This window comes from Leisingera sp. XS_AS12, assembly GCF_041224635.1.
In the GTDB taxonomy this organism is placed as follows: Bacteria; Pseudomonadota; Alphaproteobacteria; order Rhodobacterales; family Rhodobacteraceae; genus Leisingera.
Map to the genome: position 1 here is coordinate 61,977 of NZ_JBGFGM010000065.1, position 12,112 is coordinate 74,088.

The following is a 12,112-nucleotide window of genomic DNA, read 5'->3' on the forward strand; positions in this document are numbered from 1 at the left end:
TTGCGGGCGGAGCTGGTCGGATGGGAGGAATGCAAAATGTTCACAGCGGTTCCTGCTGAGCCAGACGGGCTGGCGATTTGAATTGTGGCGAATTTGTCTAAAAGATGACGTAAATATTACCGAACCGTTAAGATGTTATCTCGTCGATAAAAGAAGCACAAATTTTTCCGATAAAATTTGGCGCGTTAACGTTGTCTTTCTCGCAATGTGAGATGAAAGAGAAGCGAATGGTCGAAAGTGGTGCCGACCGTGGTCAGTTAGGAGGCGATTGCCGTGAGCCAGTTCCTGTTATCAAGTCTTCCTTTTCCCCGCTCGCTCGGGCGGTTTCGCTTGGCCCTGGCCGTGACGGCTGGCCTGCTGCATGCTGCGTCGGCGCAAGCCGACACCGAACTGGTGTTCGGTACCTATGCGGCGGACAAGCCGACTGCGACAGTGCGCCAGTATCAGCCGTTCCTCTCCTTCCTGTCCGAGCGGATGTCCGAACGGCTGGGTGAGCCTGTGACCATCCGTCTCAAGATTGCCAAGGAATATGGAGAGGGCATCCGCCAGCTGGCCGCCGGCGAGGTGGATTTCGCCCGCTTCGGCCCGGCGTCCTATGTGCATGTGATGAAGGAAAATCCGGACATCCGCATCGTCGCCATGGAATCGAAGAATGGCGGGAAGCGGTTCAACGGGGTGATCGTGGTTCACGCCGACAGCCCGGTTCAGTCGGTCGAGGAACTCGCCGGGCAGAGTTTTGCATTCGGGGACGAGCTGTCGACGATCGGACGCTATCTCGCCCAGGAGTATCTGCTGGAGGCCGGGATCAGCAGTGAAGACCTGGCGGAGTTCGCCTACCTCGGCCGTCATGACCTGGTGGGCGAAGCCGTGGGCGCGGGAAAGTATGCCGCAGGGGCGCTGAAGGAAAGCACCTATAAGAAGCTGGCCGACAAGGGCGTGCCGATTCGGGTGCTTGCTTCCTTTGAAAATGTGACCAAACCCTGGCTGGCGTCCGCTGACATGGCACCGGAGGTGCTGGAGGCGATGCGGCAGGTCATGCTGTCCTCGGAAAACGAGGAACGTGTGCGCAAGATCTCGAAGAACGGCTTCCTGACCGGAGCCGACGAAGACTATGACATCATTCGCCGGGCCATGGAGCGCAGCCTGGCATTCTGAGGCGGCGACAGCGGCGATGAAACACACGAGCATCCTTTTCCAGATCGTATTGTCCCTGTTGGTGGTCGCCACAGTGGTCGGTCTGGCCGTTGGGGAACTGGCCAAGCGCCAGGAAGTGCATCGCCTGGAAGAACACCTGAAGGAAAATGCCGACCTGACGGTGTCGCTGCTCAGCGGGATGATGCTGGAAGCCATCATCGTCGAGGATGTCCCGGTTCTGGAAACCGGGCTGACCGAAGCCGTCACGCGTATGCCGCAGCTTCTGGCCATCGAGATCCGCAATCCCTCCGGCCGGGTTCTGGCCGCCTCTTCGGCGCCGGAGCAGGCCGCCTCTGATACCTATGTCATGTACGAGCGCCCGATCGAGCTTGAGGGCGCGTCCTTCGGCACGATGGTGGTCAAGTGGTCGACCCGCGATGGCAAGGCGCTGGTCAATGCGCGGGTGCGCCAGATCATCATCTGGACCGTGGTGCCCGTGCTGGCCCTGTCCCTTCTGGTGCTGCTGCTGGTGAATGTCCTGGCCTTGCGGCCGCTGCACCGGATCCACAAGCGGATGTCGGGGGCCATCGCCGGTCTGCGGAGCCCGATCCGGCCGCTTCCGTGGTATGCCTCCCGCGAGTTTCGGGCGCTCGACTTCTCGGTCGGGGTCCTGGAGGAAACCTTTGCCGAGCGCGATGAGCGTGAGTACGCGATGGAGCAGGCGCGCCAGGCGGCGGACATCGCCAACAGGGCCAAGTCGGAATTCCTTGCCAACATGAGCCATGAAATCCGGACCCCGATGAACGGGGTGATCGGGATGGCCGAGCTGTTGCAGGAAACCCGGTTGGACGAAGACCAGAAGATGTACGCCGAAACCATCGCGAAATCGGGGTCGGCGTTGTTGACGATCATCAACGACATCCTGAACTTCTCGAAGATCGAGGCCGGCAAGGTCGAGCTCACCCCGGTTGCGTTCAACTTGCAGACCGCGATTGAAGACGTGGTGACGTTGTTGTCGCCCGGGGCGGCGGACAAGGGGATCGAAATCGCCATGCGCTATGACCCCGCGTTGCCCGAGGTTTTCGAGGGCGATGCCGGGCGGATCCGGCAGGTCATCACGAATATTGCCGGAAACGCGGTGAAATTCACCAACGAGGGGTATGTCTATATCGACGTGACCGGCCGCCCGCAACCGGGTGGCGGGCATGTGCTGCAGCTGCGGATCTCTGACACGGGTATCGGCATCGCCGAGGAGCGTCTCGGCCGGATCTTCCGCGCCTTCGAGCAGGTCGACACCGCGGCGACGCGTAATTTTGAAGGCACCGGCCTGGGGCTGGCGATCTCTGCACGGTTGCTGGAGTTGATGGGCGGCACCATCGAGGTGACCTCGGAACCGGGGCAGGGGTCGGAATTCCTGCTGGAACTGCCGCTGAAAGAAGGCGGTACCGTTGAAGCGCGGCCGCCCTCCGCCAGCGTCAGCTTCGCTGGGCTGCGCGGGCTGCTGGTTGACGATCTGGAACTGAACCGGATGATATTGTCCGAGCGGTTGAGCAGCTGGGGCGTGAAATCGGAGGCCGCGGCTTCGGCCCATGAGGCGCTGGAGATCCTGGCGGATTCGCAGCTCACCGGGCAGCAGTTTGACTTCATCCTGCTGGACTACCAGATGCCGAAGATGGACGGGCGGCAGCTTGCGGAGCGAATCCGCGCCATGCCGGAGTTCCGCAAGGTGCCGGTGATCATCCTGTCTTCGGTCGAACATGCGCTGAACCGGAGTGATTGCGATGCGATCGGCGCCTGTGAGTTCATTCTGAAACCGGTGCGCGCCGCGCAGTTGCGGCAAGTCATAACGCGCGCCCTGGACAGGGCGGTTGAGCCGACCGCGCCCAGGGATGTCGAGGAGGTGCAGCCTCGGGAGATTGCCAAGCCGGTCAGCGTACTGCTGGCAGAGGACAATCGCACCAATCAGCTGGTTGTGACCAAGATGCTGAAGGATGCTCCGCTGGACATTCGGATTGCCAAAAATGGTGTTGAGGCGGTGCAGATGTTCCGGGAGCACCGGCCTGACATCGTGTTGATGGACATGATGATGCCGGAAATGGACGGCCTGGAGGCCACGGCCGAAATGCGCCGACTCGAGGCGGAAACCGGCAGCGAGAGCTGTCCCATCGTCGCCCTCACCGCCAATGCGCTGCAGAGCCACCAGGAAAAATGCCTGCGCGCGGGAATGGATGATTTCCTCAGCAAGCCGATAAACAAGAAGGCTCTGGCGGACACCATTCAGAAATGGACCCGCGTCGGAGATCCTGATGCCCTGAAAAGCACTGGCACATGATGCAGAAAAGACCCGCAGCACGGTCGCTGCGGGTCCTGTGTCATCTGCCGCGCCGGGGGGCGCTCAGGGGCGACCGCGGTAAAGTGCGCTGCCGAGGCTGCAAACTGCGAAACTGACCGCCGCCAGGCACACGATGCTGGGGCCGGCGGGCGTGTCAAACACGAATGCCAGTTGCAGCCCGCCCGTCGCGGCCAGCATTCCCAAGAGCGCGGCAACCACGGCCATGCTTTCCGGTGTTCGCGCAAAAGGGCGTGCCGCGGCGGCCGGGATCAGCAGCATTGCTGCGATCAGAAGAACGCCGACAACCTTGATGGCAACCGCGACCACCACCGCCAGCGCCAGTGTCAGCACCATCTGCTCCCGGCGTGGATCGATACCTGCCGCATGGGCCAGATCGGGGTTCAATGTCGCGGTCAGCAGCGCCGACCAGCGCCACCACAGCAGGGCGAGCACAACCAACGCGCCGCCCCAGATCACGGCCAGGTCTCCACGCCCGACGGCGAGGATGTCCCCGAACAGATATGCCATCAGGTCGATCCTCACCCCGGACAGAAACGAGACCGCGACGAGGCCGAAGGCAAGCGACGAATGGGCCAGCACGCCCAGAAGCGTATCCATCGCATAGCCGCGTCCGGCGAGGGCGGACACGGTTGTCGCCATCGCCAGGGCCATCGCCAGGACGCCGGCAAAGATCGAGATGTCGAAGCTGAGCGCCAGCGCCACGCCCAAAATAGACGCATGGGCCGTGGCATCACCGAAATAGGCCATCCTGCGCCAAACAACGAAACAGCCAAGCGGCGCCGCCGCCAGTGCCACCCCGATGCCGGCAAGCGCGGCGCGGATCAGAAAATCGTCAAGCAAACCCATCATTCCGCTGCCTCGTGGTGGTGATCATGCGCGCAGTCGTGGCCATCGTGATCATGGCTGTGGTTGTGTTCGTGCCGGTAGAGCGCGAGCGCGCCCTGGGTGCCGGTGCCGAACAGGGCACGGTATTCCGGGGCCGAGGCGACATGCTCCGGCGCGCCCTCGCAGCAGACATGACCGTTGAGGCAGATCACCCGGTCGGAGGCCGCCATCACAACATGCAGCTCGTGGCTGACCATCAGCACCGCGCAGCCGAGGTCCTGGCGGACCTTTTCGATGCGCTGGTAGAAGGCGGCGGAGCCGGGTTGGTCGAGGCCCTGGGTGGCCTCGTCGAGGATCAGGAGCTGCGGGTCGCACAGCAGCGCCCGCGCCAGCAGCACCCGCTGGAACTGGCCGCCGGACAGGTCCGCCATCTGGCGGGCCGCCAGGTTGCCGGCACCCGCCTGCTCCAGCGCCTCCGCCGCGCGGTGGTCGCTGACGCGCTGCGGCAGGCTGAGAAACCGGCGCACCGTCAGCGGCAGCGTCGGGTCGATATGCAGCTTTTGCGGCACATAGCCGATGCGCAGCCCCGGCGCGCGGCGCACCGCGCCGGCCGTGGCGCGCTGTGCGCCGATGATGCTGCGCAGAAGCGTGGACTTGCCGGAGCCGTTGGGGCCGACCACGGTGACGATTTCGCCCGGGTCGATGTTCAGGCTGACCTTTGACAACACCGTGTTGCCGCCGTGGCGCACGCTGAGGTCTTGCAGGGAAATCAGGCTCATGCCGGGGGTTCCTGCTGGCATTTGGGGCAAAGGCCCTCGGCCTCGACCACGGCGCGTTCGATCACGAAACCCGCCTCCCGCGCCGCCTGTCCCAACTGGCCCTGGGAAGGTTCGCGCCGGGTTTCCGCCACCGCGTCACAGGCACGGCAGATCAGAAAGGAGGCCGCATGATTTTCCCCCGGATGGGCGCAGGCGATGAATGCATTCAACCGCTCGATCTTGTGCGCAAAGCCGTTCTTTACCAGGAAATCCAGCGCCCGATAGGCGACGGGTGGCTGCGATCCCAGCCCCTCTTCACGCAGACGGTCCAGTATTTCATAGGCCCCCATCGCGCGGTGTTCCTGCAGCAGGATTTCCAACACCCGCCGCCGCACCGGGGTGAACTGCAGCCCGTTCAGACGACAGTGGCTGTCGACGGCAGCAATGCAGTCCTGGATGCAATTGCTGTGATTGTGCGGGGCAAAGCCGATGGACTCCATGGATGATGATCCTTTGGGCAAAAGATTTGCCTCTTGATATGTTATGTTATGACGTTTATCAAGCGCGTGATGTTATAAGATTACATAGGGCCGATATGCGGATTGCAGGTATGAAAAAGATGGGCGTGGCAGCGGTGGCTTTGCTGGCAGGCGCCGGGGGCTCCTGGGCTGAGGCGCCGCAGGTGGCGACAGATATCGCACCGGTTCACGGGTTGGTGGCGCGCGTGATGCAGGGGGTGGGTGAACCTGCCCTGGTGGTGCCTCCGGGGGCTTCGCCGCATGGTTACGCGTTGCGCCCTTCCGAAGCGCGGGCGCTGGATCAGGCGGACCTGGTGTTCTGGATGGGGGAGTCGTTGACCCCGTGGCTGGCCGGCCCGCTGGAAGAGCTGGCCGCCGATGCGCACCGGGTCGAGCTTCTGGAAGTCGATGGCACCACTGTCCTGTCCTTCCGCGAAGGGGCGCGTTTCGAGGCCCATGACCATGGTGGCGAAGATGGGCATGACGATCACGGGCAGGCGCACGACGATCACGGCCATGACGACCATGAAGGCCATGATCACGGCGGGCATGACCATGACAGCCACGACCATGGGGCGCAGGACGAGGCCGATCATGCCGGGCACGGCCATGGTCACGACGACCACGAAGCGCATGACCACGAAGCGCATGATCACGAAGAGCATGATCACGACGGCCATGACCACGAGGAGCATGGCCAATCTGGCAAAGACCACGATGCGCATCGCGACCACGATGGCCATGATCACAGTGGAGCCGATCCGCATGCATGGCTCTTGCCGGCCAATGCGCAGGTCTGGCTGGATGTGATCGCCGCCGAGTTGGAGGAGCATGACCCGGACAACGCCGCGGCCTACCGGGCCAATGCCGAAGCGGCGAAGCAGGAGATTGCTGAAACCGTCGCCAGTGTCTCGGCGGAGCTGGAGCCGTTCCGCTCGAAGCACTTCATCGTCTTCCACGATGCCTATCAGTATTTCGAGAAAGGCTTCGGCCTTGCCGCCGCGGGCGCCATTTCGCTGGGGGACGCGGGCAAGCCGAGCCCGGCCCGGATTGCCGAAATTCGCGAGGTCGTGGCGGAGCGCAACGTGAGCTGCGTATTTTCCGAGCCCCAGTTCAATCCGGGGCTGGTTGCCACGGTATTGGAGGGGACCGGTGCCGGTACGGCAGTGCTGGATCCGCTCGGAGCCAACCTTGAGCCGGGGCCGCAGTTTTACCCGTCTCTGTTGCAGCAGCTGGGTCGTGCGATCGCCGCGTGTGACTGATTTGAACCATCAAGGGCGGGCCCATGTGGCCCGCTCTTTATCTGTTGCTGACCATATGGGTCAGAGTCGCACCCGTTTCATAATAGAGACTGCGTAGACCGGCACAGGGAATTGCGTGGTCTTGGATCGGGGAGACCGGGAGCACCGACGGGTCGCCGTTGAGCAGAGCTTCGGCCATTGCGTTGCCGAACAGGGTGCCGGGGCCAATGCCGCGGCCGGAATAGCCGAAGCAGGCGTAACCGCTTCCCAGATCAAGGATCTTGGGCAGATGTTCCGTGGTCATGGCGATGCGTCCATGCCAGTAGCTGCGCAAGGGGATGTCTCGGAGGTTTGGGAACAGGTCGGCCAGCTTGCGGGCCAGCCAGCTGCGGTGCAGGGCGCTGCCGAAATGGTCCAGCGCGCCCATGCCGCCGATGATCAGCCGTCCGGCCATGTCCAGCCGCCAGGAGGACATCACCAGCGCCGTGTCCCAGCAGCCCTCGCCGCCCGGCAGGATCTGCGCGCGCAGTTCGTCGGGCAGCGGATCGGTGGCGGCCTGGAAATAATGCACCGGGATCAGCTGTGGCGCGTCATATCCGGGGATGGCGCGGGCATAGGCATTGGTTGCCATGATCAGCTGGCGGGCGCGGATTTCCCCGCGCGGGGTGCTGATGCGCCAGCCCTCCGCCGTGCGCGTCAGGCCGGTGGCGGGGGTGTTGCAGGCGATCTGCGCCCCGGCCTCTGCCGCGGAGCGGGCGAGGCCACGGGCATAGGCCATCGGCTGGATGGTGCCGGCGCGCGGGTCGAACAGGGCACCGTGCACGGCCTGGCTGCCGACGCGGGCCTGCGCCTCGGCGCTGTCCAGCAGCTCCACCGGGGCGCCGATGGCGCGCAGCTGGGCGTGGCGGCGGCGCAAATCCTTCATGCCGGAGGGCGCATGGGCGCAGTGCAGGGTGCCGCCGGGCACGGGCTCGCAGTTGATGCGGTGCTGTTCGATCCGCGAGAACACCAGGGCGGGGGCGCCGGCCAGCAGGGCCGACAGGCGGTTGCCGGCATCGGCGCCGAGATGGGCGTTGATGTCCTCGGGCGGCAGCCAGAGGCCTGCGTTCACCAGCCCGACATTGCGGCCGGAGCCGCCGCTGCCGATCTCTGCCGCCTCGATCAGCTGCACCGAGGCGCCGAGTTCCGCCGCCCGCAGGGCCGCCGAGCAGCCGGTATAGCCGCCGCCGATGACGGCAAGATCGACCGTCGCCTCCCCGGTGAGTTCCGGGAAGGCGGGGGTTTCCTGGCAGGTCTGGTGCCAGAGGCAGGAAGCCAGATCAGATGTCAAATTTGATCCCCTGAGCAAGCGGCAGCTCGCGTGAGTAGTTCACTGTGTTGGTCTGCCGGCGCATGTAACCTTTCCAGGCGTCGGACCCGCTTTCGCGGCCGCCGCCGGTTTCCTTCTCGCCCCCGAAGGCGCCGCCGATTTCAGCGCCGGAGGGGCCGATGTTCACATTGGCAATACCGCAGTCGGAACCCGCTGCCGAGAGGAAATATTCGGTTTCGCGCACGTCGGTCGAGAAGATGCAGGAGCTGAGGCCCTGCGGTACTTCGTTCTGCATTTCAATGGCTTGGTCGAGGTCGGAATATTTCACCACGTAAAGGATCGGGGCGAAGGTTTCGCTGTGCATGATGGCGGATTGGCCGGGCATTTCGACAATCGCCGGATGCACATAGGCGGCATCAGGGTGGCTGTCCGCCAGCGTCTGCGCGCCGCCGTGCACGGTGCCGCCTTCGGCCTTGGCCTGCTCCAGGGCGGAGGTCATGGCGTCGAGGGCGGCGCGGTCGATCAGCGGGCCGACCAGGGTGCCGTCGGCCAGCGGGTCGCCGATGGGCAGACCCTCGTAGGCCTTGATCAGGCGCGGGATCAGCGCGTCGTAGATGTCTTCGTGCACGATCAGGCGGCGCAAGCTGGTGCAGCGCTGGCCGGCGGTGCCGACGGCAGAGAACACGATGGCGCGCAGGGCCATTTCCAGATCGGCCGAGGGGGCGACGATCATCGCGTTGTTGCCGCCGAGCTCCAGAATGGTGCGGCCCAGACGTTTGGACATATCCGCCGCAACCGCCTTGCCCATCGGCACGGAACCGGTGGCGGAGATGATGGCGACGTCTTTCGACGCGGTCAGCGCCTCGCCCAGATCACGCTCGCCGATCAGCACCTGGATGAGGCCCTCGGGCGCGTCGTCGCCAAAGGCGGCCATGGCGCGCTCGCAGATTTTCTGCACCGCCAGCGCGGTCAGCGGGGTTTTCTCCGACGGTTTCCAGATCACCGGATCGCCGCAGACCAGCGCAAGTGCCGCGTTCCAGCACCAGGGCGCGACGGGGAAGTTGAAGGCGGTGATGATGCCGCAGGTGCCCATCGGGTGCCATGTTTCGCGCATCGCGTGGCCGGGGCGTTCCGAGGCGATGGTAAGGCCATAGAGCTGGCGTGACAGGCCGACGGCGAAGTCGCAGATGTCGATCATCTCCTGCACTTCGCCCAGGCCCTCCTGGTAGATCTTGCCGCATTCCAGCGTCACCAGGCGGCCCAGGTTTTCCTTTTCGCGGCGCAGCTCTTCGCCCAGCAGGCGCACCAGCTCGCCGCGGCGCGGGGCGGGCACCGTGCGCCATGCGTGGAAGGCCTGTTTGGCGGCGGCGATCTGCGCCTCGGCCTCGGCCGGGCTGTGCATTTTCAGGCGGGCGATTTCGCTGCCGTCCACCGGCGTGGTGACGGCGAGGCTGCCGCCGGTCAGCTCGGCATCGGTCAAGCCGGCCGCGGCAAGGATGTCGGAATGGGTCATGTGGTGATCCTTCGTGGTGCGAGGGCGTGCCATGAGGAAAAATTCTGAAAACTCCCCCGGCTTGGCGCGCCGGATATCGGTATGATATAGAAATTGCACCACCCGCGCGGGATTGCTAATGAAAGTAATTCCTGCCCCTATGAGTTAGTATCATATGATTGCGCCGCGCCGTTTCCTGCCCTCGATCCCCTCGCTGCTGGCGCTGGAGGCGGTGGACCGGCTCGGCAGCGCCTCGGCCGCGGCGGAGGATCTGTCGCTGACGCAAAGCGCCGTCAGCCGTCAGCTGAAGCAGCTGGAGGAGCAGATGGGGGTTGACCTGATCGCGCGCGACCAGATGCGGATGCAGCTGACCCCGGCGGGGGCCGGTTTTGCGCGGGAAGCGCGGGCGATCCTGACCCGGCTGGCACAGGCCTCGGTCAAGCTGCGGGCCAACCCGGATGGCGGCAGCTTTACCCTGTCGATCCTGCCATCCTTCGGGCTGCACTGGCTGGCGCCGCGGCTGCGGGATTTTGCGGCGCAGCACCCCGGCATCACCGTCAACCTGCACACCCACAACCTGCCGTTCAGCTTTGATGCGGGCAGCGCGCAGGCGGCGATCCACTACGGGGTGCGGGACTGGCCGGGGGTCGAATACATGCCCTTGATGCCGAAACATGTGCTGCCGGTCTGCGCGCCGGGGCTGATGGCGGCGCCGGCACAGAGCCCGGCGGCGCTGCTGGAATTTCCGCTGCTGCATCTGGAAACCCATCCGGACTGCTGGGAGCAGTGGTTCACCCTGCATGACGTCGCTGCGCCCAAGCTGAAGGGGATGCTGTTCGACCAGTCCTCGGCGATGACGCAGGGGGCGGTGCATGGGCTGGGGGTGGCGCTGCTGCCGGATTTCCTGGCCGAGAACGAGATCGCCCAGGGGCGGCTGATGCTGGCGATGCAAGGGCCGGCGGTCAGCCTTGGCGAGTATTTCCTGGTCTGGCCGGCCGAACATGCGGAGGATTACCCGTTGATAAAATTCCGCGAGTGGCTGGCAGCGCAGCTGCAGCAGGAGGCCTGAGATGCGGCTGCCGAGCCTGACCCACCTGCGCTGCTTTGAAAGTGCTGCGCGCCATCAAAGCTTTACCGCCGCCGGCGAGGAGCTGGGACTGACCCAGAGCGCCGTCAGCAAGAAGGTGAAGGAGCTGGAGGCGGATCTCGGGTTTGACCTGTTCCAGCGCGCGGGCCGCGGCGTGGTGCTGACGGCGGCGGGGCAGAGCCTGGCGGCGGATCTGGAGCAGGATCTGGCCGGACTGCGCGCCACGCTGCACAAGGCGGCGGCAGCGGGGGCGGGGCGCTCTGCGCTGCGGCTGGCGGTGCTGCCGGGCTTTGCCAATCATTGGCTGATCCCGCGGCTGCCGGATTTCTTTGCCCGCCACCCGGAGGTGGAGCTGAGCTTCTCGACCCGGCTGGAGCCGTTTGATTTTGCACGGGAAAAATTTGATCTGGCTGTGCATTTCGGGCTGGACAACTGGCCCGGCACCCAGATGACGCCGCTGTTCGGCGAGGAAATGGTGCCGGTCTGCGCGCCGGGCTTTCATGCAGCGCATGATCTGCAGCAGCCGGCCGCTGTGGCGCAGGCGCCGCTGCTGCATCTGGACAGCCGGGCGGGCGCCTGGGCGGAATGGTTCGAACGCGCGGGCCTGGACGGGCCGCCGCGGCAGGACGGGCGGTATTTTGACCAGCATTCCATGGTGATAGCCGCCGCCGCCGCCGGGCTGGGCGCGGCGATCGTGCCCTATGACATGGTGGCGCGCGACATAGCCGCCGGACGCCTGCTGCGCATCGCTGGCCCGGCGCTGGTGTCGCGCAAGAAGTATTTTCTGGTGCGCCCGCAGGGACCGCTGACGGAAGCCGGGCAGAAGCTGGAGCATTGGATGCGCAGGCAGCTGCGCAGCCGCCCGGAGTGACGAGTGCCGCCCGTGGCGTCTGATGCCATGCTGGAATGAATGCCGTCGCAAAGCGCAGGTTTTCCGGTCGAGGGCTTTTGCGTCACTCTGGCTGGAACGCAAATCCAGCAAAGGAGCCTTTCGCCATGGCCCAGTTCCGCCGCGCCCGCCGTCTTGATCCCATCGGGGTGTCCGAAATCCTGACCATCGGCGCCCGCGCGGCCGAGATGAAGCGGCAGGGCGCGCCGGTGATCATCCTGGGCGCGGGGGAGCCGGATTTTGACACGCCGGAGCACATCAAGACCGCCGCGGCGGCGGCCATGCAGGCGGGCGAGACGAAGTACACCGCCCTTGGCGGCTCGGACGCGCTGAAACAGGCGGTCCGGGAAAAGTTCAGGCGGGACAACGTCCTATGTCGGGAATTTCCGGCTGCTTAGGTCAGCAGGTCATGGAGCATCCGGAGCCCCGGACGCCCTGACAGGTTTGCCCAGACGGGCTCTGCCGTCAAGAAATGATCTCTTCCATAGCAAACACAGGGTACGCGC

At 64.9% G+C, this 12,112-nt stretch carries 11 protein-coding genes; 6 read left to right on the forward strand and 5 right to left on the reverse strand.

What is annotated here, in order from left to right:
• Positions 1-330 precede the first annotated feature (330 nt).
• Positions 331-1,155, forward strand: coding sequence for a PhnD/SsuA/transferrin family substrate-binding protein (locus AB9K35_RS03525; protein ID WP_222455958.1), 825 nt, complete (start codon positions 331-333; stop codon positions 1,153-1,155).
• Between the two features lie 16 nt (positions 1,156-1,171).
• Complete coding sequence (locus AB9K35_RS03530; protein WP_369924528.1) at positions 1,172-3,466, forward strand: response regulator; 2,295 nt, start codon at positions 1,172-1,174, stop codon at positions 3,464-3,466.
• A gap of 63 nt (positions 3,467-3,529) precedes the next feature.
• Here the strand turns inward: AB9K35_RS03530 and AB9K35_RS03535 are convergent, their stop codons facing one another.
• From AB9K35_RS03535 to AB9K35_RS03545, 3 genes are read right to left on the reverse strand one after another with little or no spacing between them, the layout of a single operon-like run.
• Positions 3,530-4,333, reverse strand: coding sequence for a metal ABC transporter permease (locus AB9K35_RS03535; RefSeq protein WP_222455960.1), 804 nt, complete (start codon positions 4,331-4,333; stop codon positions 3,530-3,532).
• Positions 4,333-5,091: an ATP-binding cassette domain-containing protein gene (locus AB9K35_RS03540; RefSeq protein WP_369924530.1), complete on the reverse strand. Its 759-nt coding sequence runs from the start codon at positions 5,089-5,091 to the stop codon at positions 4,333-4,335. The genes AB9K35_RS03535 and AB9K35_RS03540 overlap by 1 nt, the downstream gene beginning before the upstream one ends.
• Complete coding sequence (locus tag AB9K35_RS03545) at positions 5,088-5,570, reverse strand: transcriptional repressor (RefSeq protein ID WP_222455962.1); 483 nt, start codon at positions 5,568-5,570, stop codon at positions 5,088-5,090. The genes AB9K35_RS03540 and AB9K35_RS03545 overlap by 4 nt, the downstream gene beginning before the upstream one ends.
• A gap of 110 nt (positions 5,571-5,680) precedes the next feature.
• Between AB9K35_RS03545 and AB9K35_RS03550 the strand changes: the two genes are divergently transcribed.
• A complete protein-coding gene (locus AB9K35_RS03550; protein ID WP_369924532.1) occupies positions 5,681-6,850 on the forward strand; it encodes a zinc ABC transporter substrate-binding protein in 1,170 nt (389 codons plus the stop codon).
• Positions 6,851-6,887: 37 nt separating this feature from the next.
• On the opposite strand, the gene AB9K35_RS03555 is transcribed toward AB9K35_RS03550, so the two are convergent.
• Both AB9K35_RS03555 and AB9K35_RS03560 read right to left on the reverse strand, forming a co-directional pair.
• Positions 6,888-8,159 (reverse strand): NAD(P)/FAD-dependent oxidoreductase, encoded by a 1,272-nt coding sequence (locus tag AB9K35_RS03555; RefSeq protein WP_369924533.1) that lies wholly within the window; start codon positions 8,157-8,159, stop codon positions 6,888-6,890.
• Positions 8,149-9,651, reverse strand: coding sequence for an aldehyde dehydrogenase family protein (locus tag AB9K35_RS03560; RefSeq protein ID WP_369924534.1), 1,503 nt, complete (start codon positions 9,649-9,651; stop codon positions 8,149-8,151). Before AB9K35_RS03560 ends, AB9K35_RS03555 begins: the two co-directional genes overlap by 11 nt.
• Positions 9,652-9,805: 154 nt before the next feature.
• On the opposite strand from AB9K35_RS03560, the gene AB9K35_RS03565 reads away from it, so the two are divergent.
• The 3 genes from AB9K35_RS03565 to AB9K35_RS03575 all read left to right on the forward strand — a co-directional run bounded on the left by AB9K35_RS03565 (position 9,806) and on the right by AB9K35_RS03575 (position 12,004).
• A complete protein-coding gene (locus AB9K35_RS03565; protein ID WP_222455966.1) occupies positions 9,806-10,699 on the forward strand; it encodes a LysR substrate-binding domain-containing protein in 894 nt (297 codons plus the stop codon).
• Position 10,700: 1 nt separating this feature from the next.
• Positions 10,701-11,588, forward strand: a complete 888-nt coding sequence (locus tag AB9K35_RS03570; RefSeq protein ID WP_369924535.1) for a LysR substrate-binding domain-containing protein — start codon at positions 10,701-10,703, stop codon at positions 11,586-11,588.
• A 125-nt stretch (positions 11,589-11,713) separates the two neighbouring features.
• Positions 11,714-12,004, forward strand: a complete 291-nt coding sequence (locus AB9K35_RS03575) for an aminotransferase class I/II-fold pyridoxal phosphate-dependent enzyme (protein WP_369924536.1) — start codon at positions 11,714-11,716, stop codon at positions 12,002-12,004.
• The last annotated feature ends 108 nt before the right edge of the window (positions 12,005-12,112 follow it).